15 protein-coding genes are annotated in these 14,853 nt (G+C 68.8%); 7 read left to right on the top strand and 8 right to left on the bottom strand.

Annotated elements, in window-relative coordinates:
* Positions 1–7: 7 nt before the first annotated feature.
* The 4 genes from WMF19_RS10790 to WMF19_RS10775 form a co-directional block, all read right to left on the bottom strand.
* Positions 8–439: a CBS domain-containing protein gene (locus WMF19_RS10790; RefSeq protein WP_437898999.1), complete on the bottom strand. Its 432-nt coding sequence runs from the start codon at positions 437–439 to the stop codon at positions 8–10.
* Between the two features lie 132 nt (positions 440–571).
* Positions 572–1,066 (bottom strand): hypothetical protein, encoded by a 495-nt coding sequence (locus WMF19_RS10785; protein ID WP_437898998.1) that lies wholly within the window; start codon positions 1,064–1,066, stop codon positions 572–574.
* A gap of 131 nt (positions 1,067–1,197) precedes the next feature.
* Entirely contained in the window at positions 1,198–1,497 is a 300-nt protein-coding gene (locus tag WMF19_RS10780) for a hypothetical protein (protein WP_437328617.1), read from the bottom strand.
* Between the two features lie 509 nt (positions 1,498–2,006).
* A complete protein-coding gene (locus WMF19_RS10775) occupies positions 2,007–4,448 on the bottom strand; it encodes an FG-GAP repeat domain-containing protein (protein ID WP_437898997.1) in 2,442 nt (813 codons plus the stop codon).
* A gap of 506 nt (positions 4,449–4,954) precedes the next feature.
* Here WMF19_RS10775 and WMF19_RS10770 point away from each other — a divergent pair.
* On the top strand, positions 4,955–5,716 hold the full coding sequence (locus tag WMF19_RS10770) for a hypothetical protein (protein ID WP_437898996.1): 762 nt from the start codon (positions 4,955–4,957) through the stop codon (positions 5,714–5,716).
* A 66-nt stretch (positions 5,717–5,782) separates the two neighbouring features.
* Here the strand turns inward: WMF19_RS10770 and WMF19_RS10765 are convergent, their stop codons facing one another.
* A complete protein-coding gene (locus WMF19_RS10765) occupies positions 5,783–6,694 on the bottom strand; it encodes a hypothetical protein (RefSeq protein WP_437898995.1) in 912 nt (303 codons plus the stop codon).
* Between the two features lie 417 nt (positions 6,695–7,111).
* Between WMF19_RS10765 and WMF19_RS10760 the strand changes: the two genes are divergently transcribed.
* Both WMF19_RS10760 and WMF19_RS10755 read left to right on the top strand, forming a co-directional pair.
* Positions 7,112–7,516: a VOC family protein gene (locus WMF19_RS10760; protein ID WP_437898994.1), complete on the top strand. Its 405-nt coding sequence runs from the start codon at positions 7,112–7,114 to the stop codon at positions 7,514–7,516.
* A gap of 202 nt (positions 7,517–7,718) precedes the next feature.
* Positions 7,719–8,600 carry a VOC family protein gene (locus WMF19_RS10755; protein WP_437898993.1) on the top strand — a complete coding sequence of 294 codons (882 nt, stop codon included), beginning with the start codon at positions 7,719–7,721 and terminating at the stop codon, positions 8,598–8,600.
* 53 nt (positions 8,601–8,653) lie between these two features.
* On the opposite strand, the gene WMF19_RS10750 is transcribed toward WMF19_RS10755, so the two are convergent.
* Positions 8,654–9,562 (bottom strand): AraC family transcriptional regulator, encoded by a 909-nt coding sequence (locus WMF19_RS10750; RefSeq protein ID WP_437898992.1) that lies wholly within the window; start codon positions 9,560–9,562, stop codon positions 8,654–8,656.
* Positions 9,563–9,611: 49 nt separating this feature from the next.
* Complete coding sequence (locus WMF19_RS10745) at positions 9,612–10,331, bottom strand: hemerythrin domain-containing protein (RefSeq protein ID WP_437898991.1); 720 nt, start codon at positions 10,329–10,331, stop codon at positions 9,612–9,614.
* 391 nt (positions 10,332–10,722) lie between these two features.
* Between WMF19_RS10745 and WMF19_RS10740 the strand changes: the two genes are divergently transcribed.
* From WMF19_RS10740 to WMF19_RS10725, 4 genes are all read left to right on the top strand, one after another.
* The gene (locus WMF19_RS10740) at positions 10,723–11,208 is read left to right on the top strand and encodes a DoxX family protein (protein WP_437898990.1); all 486 of its coding nucleotides are present in this window, start codon (positions 10,723–10,725) and stop codon (positions 11,206–11,208) included.
* Positions 11,205–12,425, top strand: a complete 1,221-nt coding sequence (gene chrA / locus WMF19_RS10735) for a chromate efflux transporter (RefSeq protein ID WP_437898989.1) — start codon at positions 11,205–11,207, stop codon at positions 12,423–12,425. The genes WMF19_RS10740 and chrA overlap by 4 nt, the downstream gene beginning before the upstream one ends.
* A gap of 260 nt (positions 12,426–12,685) precedes the next feature.
* Entirely contained in the window at positions 12,686–13,084 is a 399-nt protein-coding gene (locus WMF19_RS10730; RefSeq protein WP_437898988.1) for a MarR family winged helix-turn-helix transcriptional regulator, read from the top strand.
* Between the two features lie 31 nt (positions 13,085–13,115).
* Entirely contained in the window at positions 13,116–13,835 is a 720-nt protein-coding gene (locus WMF19_RS10725) for an acetolactate decarboxylase (RefSeq protein WP_437898987.1), read from the top strand.
* 25 nt (positions 13,836–13,860) lie between these two features.
* On the opposite strand, the gene WMF19_RS10720 is transcribed toward WMF19_RS10725, so the two are convergent.
* Positions 13,861–14,841, bottom strand: coding sequence for a response regulator (locus WMF19_RS10720; RefSeq protein ID WP_437898986.1), 981 nt, complete (start codon positions 14,839–14,841; stop codon positions 13,861–13,863).
* Between the last annotated feature and the right edge of the window lie 12 nt (positions 14,842–14,853).

Here is a 14,853-nt window from a genome sequence, read left to right as displayed (position 1 = left end):
CCGTCTTCTAGCGATCTCCGGCGCTGTGGGTCACGTCGACGCCTCGCAGCGCCTGCTGAGCGATGCTCAGGAAATCGGTCTCGGTGATGATCCCGATGAGCTGCTCCTCGTCGCCGACCACGGGCAGACAGCCGATCTTGTGATCGAGGAGCATCTGGGCTGCGTCGGCGGCCGGGGTCGTCGCTCGCACGGTGCGGACACGCCGGGTCATGATCGACTCGATCGGGATGGGCTTGGCGTCGAGGCGGCTCACGTGGCGGAGCAAATCGCGATCGGAGACGATCCCGACGACGTGCCCCTTCGCGTCGACGACGGGAATATGCCGGATTTCCGCGAGCTTCATCTCGAGATTCGCGGCGCTGATCGTGTCGGCCTCCTTCAGCGTGATGACCGCGGTGCTCATGTAATCCTCGACCCTGCGATTCTTCTTGAGCTTCATCGAACAGACTCCTTGCGCTCTCGGCACGCATGAGCACGCCTGCCGTCGTTGCGAGCTCCGCTCTCCTGCGCCCGCTCGACGAGCATGCAAGAGGCCGACCAGTGCGCGCCCGCGCCCGGAGCCGGTGCGCCGCTACGCCGCCGCGACGCGGGCGCAAGGCCTGCGGACGCGATGAAATTGCTGCGCGTCGCGCCGCACCGGGCGACCGTCCGCCGAGGAGAAGGCGTAGGAGCCGCGCAGACGAGCGAGCTCGTCGTCGAACCCCTGGAAGCAGAGAGCGACGTCGAGCGAGGCCTGGTACTCGAGAAACAGCGCGCGGATCTGCTCTATCTGCTGGGCGCTGGTCGTATACCCGATCTCGATCATCGTCTCTCCCGCTGCCCAGGTGGAGGGGGCGCGGTGCCGCTCGAGGGACGAGAGATCGAAGCTCGTCGTGAGCGCGAGTTGAGCGAGCTGGTCGACGGGTCGCGTCTCGCTCGGCGCTGGGCTGGTCGGGGGCGCTCCTTGGAAAGGACTGTCAACACCGTCTGCTCGTCGAGCGCGGCCAGCGCGTGGTGGATCGGCAACTTCCTCGGTGACGATGTCGAGCCCCTCGCCGCGCGCGGTGGCGATGGCGATGACCGACATGAGCGCGCTCCCGAGCTCCGGGTGAACGCGCCACCACACGCCCGGCGCGGAGCTCTCCCGGTGAGGCCAGACGAGCCCGGCGTGCCCGTGGTGAGCGAGAGGACGCGACGCCTTCCTATACGTCTGACGTTCTAGCCATAGGTCGCGACGCCATTGGTGTAGGTGATCGTCCCTGTTTGCCCGAATTTGCGGCCATGGTTCGCGGCGTAGCCGGCGTGATCGTCCGTGATGGTCACCGTGATCGTGCGGCCGGCGGACTCGGCAAGAAAGCGCTTGTGGCAATTGTGGTGCCGTTCGCCCGTGCACGGCCAACCGTTCATTTCCACGACGAGGTTCGCTGAACGGCTGACGGAAGCGAGCATGATTTCTTCCGCATGGTAATGACCGTCGCTCTCGTACGTCTTCCCTTTGACTGTCACTGAGATCGGCATGGTACCCCTCCAAGATGCTTTCGCCCCGGAAACGATGCCCTTGTCCTGCGCCGTTTCGTGGCAGCGCAAAGCATCTCAGGCTGCTTTGCGAGCGTAAAGAGAATTCGACCCCTGGTCTGTGCGGTGCAAGACCCGTGCTCCGCCCCCCGGCGCCCGCTCGCCGCCCGGGCGGCTGCGCGACCCGGCCTATGCCGCGTCCACGATGCGAAGTCCGGCCGCGCTCGGGCGCTGGTTCCGGCCCGCTCGGTGTTGCCGACCACCGCCGTCGATGCCGACGGCGCAGCTGGATCCAGCTCTTTGAGGGTGGGGCCGCCGGCTTGCCGCAGAGCGGCATTGGCTATGTGTATCATGCCGCAAGGCGACGGTGTCCGGGCGGAAAAATCTGCTGCGGTGGAGCCGGGGGACCCAGGTCCATCCGGTCGTGCCCTCCGCTGCCGTCCATGAACCCGGCGCAGGGTCGGCGCTGCCGGGGACGGCGACGACGACAGCCACGCTGCCCTGAGGTGGCCTCAATGAGAGATATTGACGAAGACGTTCACGCTCCCGTCCTGCTGGACTGGGGTGGAGACGACGAGCACGTCCGGCCTCCGGTCGGCGTTCACGTCTCCGATAGCGACCGCCCTGGTGAAGAGGCTTTGGTACACGAGCGCTGCGTCGAACGTGCCGTCGCCCTTGCCGCGAAACACACCCACCGTGCCACCTCCGCCTTGCGCAAGGAAGATATCGGGCCGAGTATCGGAGTCGAAATCCGCCGTCGTGAGCGCTGTCTCGAGGGGCAAGTAGACCGGCGTGGTGATGGGCGCCGCGAACGTGCCCCCTGGCTGGCCAGGTACCACGCCGATGACGCTCGCGCTCCCCACCGTCGCGAACGCCATATCGAGCACGCCGTCGCCCGTGAAATCGGCGGGCGCGACGGTCCACGCGGAGTTCCCCACCGGGAGGCTCGTGGCCGCCGCGAACGTGCCGTCTCCGTTGCCGATCAAGACCCGAATATCGTCGCTGTCGTAGTTCGCCGTCGCCAGATCGATGTTTCCATCTCCATTGAAGTCGCGAGCCGTCACGTCCAGGATGTTCGCGCCCGCGGGATACGCGTTCGGCGGCAGGAACCCGCCGGCCTTGTCGTTGAGGAGCACCCGCAGCTCGCCGAAGGTGGTCGCGGCGATATCGACGGCGCCGTCTCCGTTCATGTCAGCGAGCGCGATCCTCCTCCCGCCCTCGTGGAGCGCCACGGGGTCGAACGAGCCTGCGCCGTCGCCGAGCAGCACACCGACCTTTCCCGCCTCGACGGTGCCGAACACGACGTCGAGGTGCCCATCACGATTCACGTCCCACGCGACGACCTGCTCCGGATCCACGCCGCCGGCAGGCATGGCCACGGACAACTCGAATGCGCCGCTGCCTCTTCCGACGAAGAGCGACAGCGACCGGCCGCCGGTATACGCGACGACCACATCGGCCTTGCCGTCTTCATTCCAATCGCCGAGCGCCGCGCCTCTCGCGCCCTTGCCCCCGAGGAGCGCCGGAGCTGCGTGGAACGTCCCATCTCCGCGACCTCGCGCGACCACGAGGCCGCTCATCGACATGACGAGATCTGCTTTGCCGTCCCCGTCGAGATCCCCCGACCGGACGCGTGAGCCACGGTCTCCAGTAGAGTACGTCACCCGGGGCTCGAGCCCCCCGAGCCCGTCACCCCGAAAAACGCTGAGGATCGAGTCGTCCATGCTTTGCACCGCGATGTCTTGCCTCCCGTCGCTGTCCCAGTCGCCGATGACGACGCCGCTCGGCGCGAGGCCCGCCGGGACGCGCCTGGTCGTCGAGAGCGCGCCCGACGGGCTACCCATCAAGAGGGTCATTCCCTTCGCATCGACGGCAGCGATATCGGGGTTGCCGTCGGCGTCGAGATCGCCGACCGCCAGATCAGCCGCGCTGCCGACCGGCACGCCGTCTCGCGCGGAGATCGTGTATTTCGTCACGGGGCCGAACACGCCGCCGGCCTGACCGAAGCGCACGCTGACGACCGGTGCGGAGAGCTCCGTGTCATAACCGACGATGTCCCGCACGCCGTCGCTGTCGAGGTCGGCCAGCGTGATGAATCGACAATTCGTGGTCCCGGTGATCGTCCTCGACGTCGTGAACGCGCCCGCGCCATCCCCCGCGAGGATCGTGATGTTCGTGCCATTGCTGCTCGCCACGACGTCGAGCTTCCCATCGCCGTTCACGTCCGCGAGGACGGGCGACATATAGTCCGCTCCCGGGCTCGAAATCGGGGCCTGGAACGTGCCGTCGCCGTTGCCGAGCAGGACGCGGACGCCGCCGCCGGCGCTCAGGAGCGTGACGACCAGATCCTGTTTCATGTCGCCGTTCACGTCGCCCACGGCGACGTCGTGCGCACCATTCACGACGTGTTCGGTCGAAGGAAGAAACCCACCCTTGCCGTCGGCGAGGAGCACCGACACTCTATTCGCGCTGCGTAGCGCCAGCGCGCCGTCGACCAGCCCATCGCCATTGAGGTCGGCGAGCGCGAATGGGGTGCCGACATAGCTCGAGCCGGTCGCATAAAATCTGACGACATCAAAATCGATCGTCTCCGCAGCCTGAGGCCCCTCCCCACCTGCGCCACCTTGGCCGCCGCTCCCGCCCGTGCCGCCTGCGCCGCCGCTCCCGCCCGTGCCGCCTGCGCCGCCGCCCCCGCCCGTGCCGCCTGCACCGCCGCTTCCGCCCGTGCCGCCTGCGCCGCCAGAGCCGCCGCCCCCGCCCATGCCGCCTGCGCCGTCCACACCGCCGCTCCCGCCCATGCCGCCTGCGCCGCCGCCCCCCACGCCGCCCGCGCCACCTTGACCGCCGAGCCCCCCGCCGCCCTGACCAACGGGGTGACCGGATGGAGCGTCACCGCAGGCACAGCTGAAGAAAATGACGAACGCCGACGGCAAAACTCCGCGATGTTTACGCATTTGAATATCACCTTACAATGAGCCTGGATGGGGAGGATAATCCGCGCAAAGCCAATCCGGAAGGTGGTCGGGTCGGCGCAGTCCGCCGCGAGCTCGCCAGGCCCCAAGCTCACCGGTTGGGCCTGGGTTGGGACCATGCCGTCCGAGCGGCTGCGGTCCGCCGCCACGCCTCCTCGAAACCCGGGGCGAACCGAGCGCGTCGCTCGGCGCGGAGCCCTCCTCCGCAGGCCATCCCTGCCCGCGCTGGTTCTCCGGGGGGAACAGGTGTCTCCTTCCGAGAGACAGGGTGCTCGGCAGCCCCGTGCTCTTCTCCCGGGATCAGGCGAGCGATGAGCCTCGTTTTCGGCGCGAACGCCGGGGCCCGTCGGCGGACGCGCGGCCCTCTCGCCGTGGCATGACGATTGCGAAACCTGCCGCCGTACGCCGCGCTTCTCGGCGGCAACGCCCCTTCGACCACCGAGCCATGCACGTCGTGCGTGGGCCGCTTCAACACAACGGAGATGAACATGACGTTCAATCGAACGATCGAGTCTGCTCGCGCCAAAGATCATGGGACCGGCAAATCGCTCCTCGTTTCTCGGCGCACGATCCTGGGTCTGCCGCTGCTGGCCGCGCCGGCGCTGCTCACAGGCTGCACGGCCGAGACGATCCTCAGCGCCGGCTTCAACCAGGACGCCGCATCCCAGCTGCCGAGCTCGCAGCAAACGGTCGGCACCGTCGCGACGGCGCTCGGCAACGGCAACGTGATGGTGGCCGCTTCGCCGGCTGGCGAGGCCAACGAGCAGTGGGTGCTCATTCAGCACCCGAGCTTCAACGACGTGACGTCGATCCAGGGTCGCTTCAGCGCCTTCCGCGGAGATGGTCAATACGTGGCGACCGCCAGGCTCTACATTCCAGGCGCGGACGGCGGCGTCCCGACGCTGCAGTTCGAGGGCTTCAACCAGCCGCTGAGCGACCTGAAGAGCTTCTTGCACCTCGACTTTCTCACGAACGGAACGGTGCGCGTCAACGACGACAGCAACCTGGTCTTTGGAACGTATCAACGCGGGCAGGTGTTCAGCGTACAGGTGACGTTCAACATCAGCGCGACCGCGGCGACGGCGAGCATCTCCCTCCTGGGAATGGCGTCGGGTAGCCTCGACGTCGCGATCCCGAGCTACTTCCTCAACCAGGCGCGGAACTTCGGCGCGGTCAGAGCCTGGATGGGCGCGAACTCCACGGGCTCCTTCTACGTGGATGATCTCTCGGTCATCTTCGTGACGCCGTAGGCGTGCTGTGACGCGCACGACAGCAGGACGAGGCGGTCAGGCTACCTGGACTCCTGGTGGGTGGAGCTATGCGCCGGACGTGGCGGCGTCGCTCACGATCCAGGCAAAGCGGTCGTCCACACCCGCGCTCCCGCCGCTCTCGTCGCTCTGATCGGACCACGAGAATCGCTCGCTCACGCGCGCCTTCGCGCTCGCGCTCGCGTCGCCCCTCCAGGCGAACCGATCGCCAACCACGGTCTTGCTGGTCTCGTCATCATCGTCGTCATCGCCCGTGCCCCCCACGGGGTCCCCGAGGTCGTCGTAGACGCCGCTCCTGCTCCCGAGCGCGAACGGCCCGAAGCTGTACCCGTCCGAGGCCGCGTCGAGATCCCCGGGGTCGTGGTACTGCGCGTCGATGGAGCTGGTGAGCTTCCCGCCGATCTTCTTCGAGTATTTGAACCCGTTCGCCAGGGCCGTGTACTTGAGGATGCTGCTCACCTTCCGCGACTTCAGGAGGTTCTCCTCGGTCACCTTCTTCCACGTCTTCACGGCGATGATCGTGTCCTTCGCCGACTTCGCCGCCGCGCCAAGGCTCTTCCCGAGCTTCTTCATGCGATCGGCGGCGCCCTCGCCGAGCTCCGCGGCGCCCTGCTTGAACGACTTCCACAGGCTGCCGTCCGCGGCCTCCGCGAGCTCCTCGAGCAGCTCGTCGCTCTGCGATCGCAGCCGGCTGAGCGAGTCCGAGAAGCTCTCGGCCGCCTGCTTGCCCACCTTCGACGCGACGTCGTCGGCCGCCTCCTCGGCGGACTCCTTGAGGATCTTCGTGAGCGTCTCCTCGGCGCTCTCCCGCGCGAGGGCCTTGCCGGCCCGCTTGAAGAACGGCTGCGCGAGATCCGCGCTCTTGGCGGCGGCCATCTTCGCGCCCTTCATCAGCCCCTTCCCGGCGGCCTTCGCGCCCTTCCACAGCTTGCCCGCGATCTGGCCGCCGGCCCTCGGCATCGCGCCGCGTCTGCTCCGCGATCCGCTCGATCAGCGCCGGCAGCCGGTCCACCTGCTCGGGCTCCGTCACGATCTCTGGTGCACGAGCTTCGTACGAGGGCTTCATCGCGGCGCGCTCGCGGGAGAGTCTCCCGCTTCCTGGATCGAAGAAGAGCGCACCCGGGCGCGCCGGGCAATCGCAATCTGAACGTCCCGGGTTGCGACCGCGGACACTACGGCGCAGGACTCTTCCACCGCCTTGCGGCTCCCGGCATGGTCAAACATTGACACGCAGCACATGGAGGATGGCGAAGGGTCGTTCGGCGCGGCGCATGTCCACGAGCCTGAAGAGCCCCTGCTGACGCCACGCTGTCAGCAGGCGCAAACTACATGGGATGCGCGTCAACTCCGCAGCCGCGGCTGCGCAAGGAGGCCGTCATGGATTTCGTCTCGATTCGCATCATCACCGACGCGACCAAACGTCTGGTCGCGTTCTACGAGCACGTCACGGGCGTCGCGGCGACCTGGTACACCGAAGACTTCGCCGAGCTGAAGACGCCTTCGTGCACCCTCGCCATCGCGCACCGGCGCACCATGGATCTCTTCGCGGCGGGAGCAGCGCACCCCGCCGACAACCACTCCGTCATCGTCGAGTTTCGCGTGAGCGACGTCGACGCGGAATATCGACGGCTGGCTCCTGTCATCGGTAAGGTCGTGCAGGAGCCGACGACCATGCCCTGGGGCAACCGTTCGCTCCTCTTCCGCGACCCGGACGGCAACCTCGTGAACTATTTCACCCCCGTCAGCCCGGAAGCGATCAAAAAGTTCGACAGGCAGCGCTGATCGCCCCGGCGCGAGCGCGCGAGGTGGGCCAGCGAAGCGCTCGTCACCCCGACGTCCGGCGGCTCCTTGGCGATCGGGGTCGCGACGCCTTCGTGGGACACGACGTCGAAGACCAGGTGCCCGTGCCCGCGATGACGGCCCGGACCGCCGCGGCTTCCAATTTGTCCAATACGGCGGCGCGCGCGGGCGACAGAATCCGCGCATGAAGATCATCCTCAAGATCATCCTCATGCTGGTCATCCTCTCCCTCGGAGGTTGCATCTCCCACAGCACGGAGTCGACTTCGCCCATGCAAAGCCCCAATGCCACCTCGGCCGTCGTCCGCTACCAGGTCACGGACGTCGATCGCGCCGTTCGCTTCTACACAGAGCGGCTCGGCTTCACGCTCGACCTGCAGGCCGGCACCGCGTTCGCAACGGTCTCCCGCGGTGACTTGCGCTTGCTCCTGAGCGGCCCCGGCAGCTCCGGCGCGCGCCCCATGCCCGATGGCCGCGCTCAGGTCGCCGGCGGCTGGAACCGCATCGTCCTCTACGTCGACGACCTCGCCGCGATCATCGAGCGACTCCGCGCGGCCGGCACGCCCTTCCGGAACGACATCGAAAGCGGCGTGGGGGGCGCGCAGATTCAACTCGAAGATCCCGACGGCAACCCGGTCGAGCTTCACGAGGCGCCGGAGGAATCGACCTCGGCAGCAGGAAACCCCGATGCCACCTCGGCAGTCGTCCGCTACCAGAACACGGACGTCGATCGCGCCGCTCGCTTCTACACCGAGCAACTGGGCTTCACGCTCGACCTGCGGTCCGGTACGGCGTTCGCGACGGTCTCCCGCGGTGACCTGCGCTTGCTCCTGAGCGGCCCCGGCAGCTCCGGCGCGCGCCCCATGCCCGACGGCCGCGCTCAGACAGCGGGCGGCTGGAACCGCATCGTCCTCTACGTCGACGACTTCGCCGCGATCATCGAGCGACTCCGCGCGGCCGGCACACCCTTCCGAAACGACATCGAGCGCGGCATGGGGGGCGCGCAGATTCAACTCGAAGATCCCGACGGCAACCCGATCGAGCTCCACGAGGCATCGGCGGGTTAGCTATGCGCCGGCCGCGCCGCGGCGCATCCCGACGCCGCGCCGCTCCTTCGCGGTCATCCAGTCAGGACGCCTCGGGTTCGCGCGTGTCGCCGGTCCCTTCCGCGCGCCCCATCCGGCGCGGCGATGGCGATGTGATGCAACTTGACGCGTTCGCGGGAGGACTGGGCGACGAGCGCGGTCGGCGAATTGCCGGAGAGGGCCACGAACTCGCGGATCAGGTGCGACTGATCGCAGAACCCTGACGTGGCAGCGAGCCGGGCCCAGTCCGGCTCGCGCTCCCCCTCGGCCCGCGAGAGCGCCTTCCGAAAGCGTGTGATCCGGGCGAAGGCCTTCGGCGCGAGGCCTGTCTCGGCGGTGAACACGTCGACAAGCCGACGGTGGCTGATGCCGAGCGTGGCCGCGACGTCCGCGACGCGCCTTTCGCCTCCATCGAGCGCCGCGATCGCGTGCGGCACCAGGGGATGACCGGGGCGCGCATCCGAAAGGCGGTCGAGCAGCGCGCGCTCGAGCAGCGCGAAGCGAGCGCGCGGCTCCGGCGCCGAGCACAGGCGTTCGCGGAGCTCCGCCGCTCGCAGCCCCCAGAGGTCCGCGAGGTCGACGTGCGTGTCGGTCAGCGCGCCGGGCGGAGCGCCGAGGAACGGCCACGCGCCACCGGGGCGGAAGTGGACCCCGACCATCGACGCGTGCTCGCGTGTATCGACGCCGAAGGAGGACTGGTACGCACCCGACACGACGGCACCGGAGTGGCGACGGAGGGTGGGGCCGTCGTAGATGCGAACCTCGTCCTCGTCGAGGTTGACGACCAGCTGGAGGGTACCGGAGGGCAGGATGCGCTCGGCGGCGTGAGGCGGAGCAGCCGAAAGGTACCAGAGCTCGGCGACGTGCGCCGAAAGCGGCGGACCCGGCACGTGGCGGACATACAACACGTGGACACTATGGCCGACGATGACCTCGCCGGCCACATCGCTGCGCGGCGCTCGCGAAGCCCGAGTGCTCCCGTCGCACCTTCCCCTAGGCTGGCGTGAAGCTCGCGAGGTCGGCAATCCCGAGCGCCGCCTCGAGCGCGGCGACCTCGGCGACCGCCTTCTCGAAGCCCTCGTCGCCGAGCATGCGGTGCTCCTTTTCCTCGAACTGCTCGCCGAGTTCGGCATACGCCTTGGCGCCGACGAGCGCCCGGAGCGCGGGAAAGAGCACCGTGTCCTCGCGCGCCGCGTGCGGCCGGTACATCCGATTGAACGCGCGCAGCCTGTCGGCGAGCTTGCGGCGGGCGGCTTGCTCGCGAAGCGGCTCCCTCGCGAGCGTGAGCACGTCGGCGGTCACGAGGCGCCCCGCCTGGTGCTGCCGCCGGAGCACCGCGACGAGATCGGTGTGCTTACCGGCCCTCTCGAAGCGGGGGAACAGGAAGTCTTCTTCGAGCTTCTCGTGATAGTCCTCGATCACCCGGCGCACGACGCCCGCAGCCGAGAGGAGCACGTCGCCCGGGACATCTTCGGGCCCATCCAGGCGCCGGATTGCCTCGTCGTACAGGAACATGACCCGGCGCAGGACCCCGTGCTCTCGCATCAGATCTTCGCCGGGGGTGACCTCGTCGCCTTCCCCGGCGCCGCCTTCCTGTTTCGGTTCGCGGGCCACCGCGTCGCGCGGACGCGCGCAGGCGCCGAGGACGGCGCTCATGCCGATGCCGCTGGTCGCGAGCACCAGCGTCCGCCGCAACAATCCGTCGTTGTTCATGGGCGTTACCTCCCTTCCGCACCGCGCCCCAGCTTGCTACCCGTGCTTCAGCCCCTCCACGCGCGTTGTGCGATCGAGCAGCCCATTCCCCTGGAGGCGCCGGTCACGAGCGCAGCGGCCGGCTCCATCCCGTGACCTGCGATGCGGGCGGTTTGAGCCATGGATCACGATACCAAGGAGCTCCCAGCCGGCCGATGCGGAGGCGCCGGGTTCGATTGTACGACCGAGCCGGAAGGCCGCAGGCCGCGTCCGTACGGCAGCGCGTCCAGGTTGACGAGATTACCAGGATGGTCTACGCGCTTCGAACCATGATCTCGACGGCGCATCGAGAGATCCGGGTGAGCCTCTGGAAGATCCACATCCACACTCCCTCGAGAAGGGCTGGAACGAAATGAGGAAACTCCTGCGCAAGATGCTCGATTCCGATGCGCCTGCGGCGACGCTCCTTGTCCGCCTCTCGGTCGGGGCCGTCTTCTTGTCCGAAGGGCTCCAGAAGTTCATCTATCCAGCGGAGCTCGGCGCCGGAAGGTTCGTCAAGATCGGCATCCCCTGGCCGGAGGCCATGGGACCTTTCGTAGGGGTGGTCGAGATCGTCTGCGGGGCGCTCGTGCTCGCGGGGCTCCTGACCCGGGTCGCCGCCGCTCTGCTCGTCATCGACATGGTCGTGGCGCTGGTCTCGACCAAGCTTCCGATCCTGCTCGGCCAAGACATCCTGGGCTTCCACGTGCGCAAGATGCCGCAATACGGCTTCTGGAGCATGGCCCACGAGGCGAGGACGGACTGGGCGATGCTGCTGGGCGCGCTCTTTCTCCTCGTCGTCGGCGCGGGGCGCCTGTCCGTCGACGCGCGCCTGGCGCGGCGCCGGAGCGCGCCGTGAATGAATCGACCACCTCTCCCACGTCGGTCCGGCGCTGGACGGGGGCCGATCTGCGCGAGCTCGCGTGGCTGTTCCTGCGCCTCGGCGTGACGGCGTTCGGGGGGCCTGCCGCGCACGTCGCGATGATGCAGGACGAGGTCGTGCGCCGGCGCAAGTGGCTCTCGGAGGAGCGCTTCCTCGACCTGCTCGGCGCGACGAACCTCATCCCCGGCCCCAACTCGACGGAGATGGCGATCCACATCGGCTACGACCGAGCGCGAGGACCAGGCCTCGCGGTGGCCGGCATCTGCTTCATCCTGCCCGCGATGCTCATCACGGGCGCCCTCGGCTGGGCCTACGTGCGCTTCGGAACGTTGCCGGCAGCCACGTGGCTGCTCTACGGCATCAAGCCAGTGATGATCGCGGTCGTGGTGCAGGCGATCGGCGCGCTCGCGCCGAAGGCCGCCCGCACCAGGTCGCTCAGGCTCCTCGGCGTGCTGGCAGCCGTCCTCGCGTGGCTCGGCGTGAACGAGCTCGCCGTGCTGTTCGGCGCGGGCGCTGCCAGCGTGGCGCTCGCCCGCCTCGGCAGGGGCCGCGGGGCGCCCTCCGCCCGCCCTCCGGCGCCGAGCGATGAAGATACAGGCGCCGGCAACAGAGCGGCGGCGCTGGCGCCGTGGCTACCCGGGTTTGCCGTCGCAGGGTCGGTCACGCTGCCAGGGCTCTTCTGGGTGTTCTTCAAGACCGGCGCGGTCCTCTTCGGCAGCGGCTATGTCTTGCTCGCGTTCCTGCGTGCGGATCTCGTGGAGCGGCTCGGCTGGATGACCGAGGCGCAGCTCCTGGACGCGATCGCGGTGGGGCAGGTCACGCCGGGGCCTGTGTTCACGACCGCGACGTTCGTGGGGTACGTGCTGGCCGGCCCTGCGGGCGCGCTCGTCGCGACCGTCGGCATCTTCTTGCCCGCGTTCTTCTTCGTCGCCGTGAGCGGCCCCTTGGTGCCGCGGCTGCGCCGCTCGCCGGTCGCGGGGGCGGTCCTCGATGGGGTGAACGTCGCTTCTCTCGCCCTCATGCTCGTCGTGACGTTGCAGCTCGGTCGCGCTTCGCTCATCGATCTGCCCACCGTGCTGCTGGCGGCCGCGAGCGCGCTCTTGCTCTTTCGCTTCAAGGTCAATTCGACCTGGCTCGTCGTCGGCGGCGGCGCGCTGGGCTGGGCCATCCACAGCGCAGGATTCGCGGGGTGAGGTAGGCGCCCGGCACGCGCGCCACCGGCAACGCCAGCGACGAGCCGCGCGATACGGCCCACGGCGCCGCACACCCCGGGGCGGCTCGGCGCCCATGGGTGGCCGCGGAGCGGAACGTCCCCGCCTCCAAATTGGTTGCGCACCGCAACCATCTGTGTTCTCCTCGGAGGGTGACCACGAGAGAGCTCCGCTCGGAGGTCCGCGCCTTCGTTCGCGGCTTCGGTCTCCTGGACGAGGAGCGGACACCGTGCGGTGTCCGGGTGGCGCCGCGCGAGGCCCACGCCCTGACGGTACTGGCGGACGCCGAGCGGGCGGGCGAGCATCTCTCCCAGAGCGACCTGCGGCGGGCGCTCGGCATCGACAAGAGCAATGTCACCCGGCTGATACAGCGCCTTCGTGACGATGGCCGGGTGGAGCAGGACGTCAGTGAGGAAGACGGACGGGTCCGCCGCCTGCGGCTCACCTCGGCCGGGCGCCGCATGGCGGGGCGGCTCGAGGAGCAAAGCCTGCTGCGGTTCCAGGCGATCGTGGACGCCATCCCCTGCGAGGAGCGCGCCGCCGTGGTGCGCGCGCTGTACGCCCTGAATCGTGCGCTCTCGCGCGTGACGCGCGCGACAGAGGAGCAACCCGATGCGAGCGATGCGAGCGACTCTCCATGACCTTCTTCTCGGGCTCCTCGGAGCTCTCCTGATGTCCCCGATCGCCTCCTGCACGCCTTCCAGCGAGACCGCTGCGGGACCCGCGCCGGGCGCTCCGGCGGTGGTGCAGGTCCGCTCGTTCGGCGCCCTGCGCGCGATCATGCACGAGGGGCAGACGGGGCCCGCCGTGCGCATCGGCGATGTGGTGCCGGGCCCGCGCGCGTTCGGGGTCGGGGCGCTCAGCGGGTTGCGCGGGGAGGTCACCGTCGTCGACGACGCGATCTGGACCTCCTATGCGCGCGACGACGGGACCCTCGACGTCCGCCCCGCCGGGGCGGAGGAGCAGGCGACGCTCTTCGTGGTGGCGAACGTCGCGCGGTGGCAGGAGGCGACGCTCGACGCCGACGTGCCTGACGGGCAAATCGACGCGCACATCGAGGCATTGCTGCGGGAGCGCGGCCTCGATACGGAGGGCGCCGTCCCGGTCCAGGTGCGCGGCGGCTTCCGCGATCTCCGGTGGCACGTCATCGACGGGAAAAAGCTCACCCCCGGCGGAGGCCACGCCGACCACGTCCGGGCGTCGGTGAGCGGAGCGCTCCCCGCCGTCGAGGGGGTGCTGGTGGGCTTCTTCTCGAAGCACCACCACGGCGTCTTCACGCACATGGGGTCAAACACGCACTTTCACGTCGTCCTGCCGGAGCGACCGCTGATGGGCCACGTGGACGGCGTGACGCTCGCTCGCGGCGCGCGGATCCTCCTGCCGGCGCCCTGAGGCTCGTTCCGGCAGGGCAGACGCCCTATCCCCGATGACGGGAGGCGTGCATCGCGACGGCGATCCCGTCCTGGAGCGTGCCCTTCGTGACGACCCCCTGCAGGGGTGCGTCGAGGTGTACGAGCGTCCGGGCCACCTCCGAGCCTATCCCGGTGATCACCGTGCGCGTCCCCAGGAGCCGCAGGCCGCTGGCCGCGGCGAGGAGCATGGTGGCGACGCTCTCGTCCACGCGTTTGAGGCCCGTGATATCCAGAATGACGAACTCTGCGCCTCGGCTGCTGGCGCCGTGGAGCATCGCATGGATGGCCTGCTGAGCCCGGTCGCTGTCCATCGTACCGATGAGCGGCATGACGAGGATGCGATCCGTGATGGGAATGAGCGGCGTGGAGAGCTCGAGGAGCCGGCTGCGCTGCACTGCGATGACCTGCTCGTGCAGCGCGGTTTTCTCCGCGTTCGCGCGGCCCTTCTCGACGAGCTCGCGCTCGAGCCCCTCCTTGGCCTCGCGCAGCTCGTCGGTGCGGGTCATGAGCTCGACGAGGAGCGCCTCGCGCGCGGCCTCGACGGCGACGCGCTGCCGAACCTCCGACTCCAGGCTCGCATTCTTCTCCTGCAACGCCCGCGTCATGCGCCGGACGGCGATGTGCGGGCGTATCCGCGCAAGGAGCTCCTCGGTATCGAAGGGCTTGCTTATGTAGTCGACGGCGCCCGCCTTCAACCCTTGCAGCCGGTGCTCCCGATTGTTCAAGGCGGTCATGAAGACGATCTGCGTGTCGGCGGTCTGCGGGTTGGCCTTCAGGCGCTTGCACACCCCGAAGCCATCGATATCTGGCAACATCACGTCGAGGAGGACGAGATCCGGCTGCTCGCGCTCGATCAAGCTGATCGCCATGTTGCCATCCGTGGCGACGGCGAGGTCCAGATGCTCGCTCGACAATGCGTCGAGGAGCGTGTCGAGGTTGGCGGGATTGTCGTCGACCGCGACCACGAAGCCATTGAATTGCGTCAAAATCGTCCCCCC

Source organism: Sorangium sp. So ce124 (genome assembly GCF_051525235.1).
In the GTDB taxonomy this organism is placed as follows: Bacteria; Myxococcota_A; Polyangia; order Polyangiales; family Polyangiaceae; genus Sorangium; species Sorangium atrum.
The sequence above is the reverse complement of the archived record's forward strand: the minus strand, read 5'-3'. Positions and strand labels throughout refer to the sequence as shown.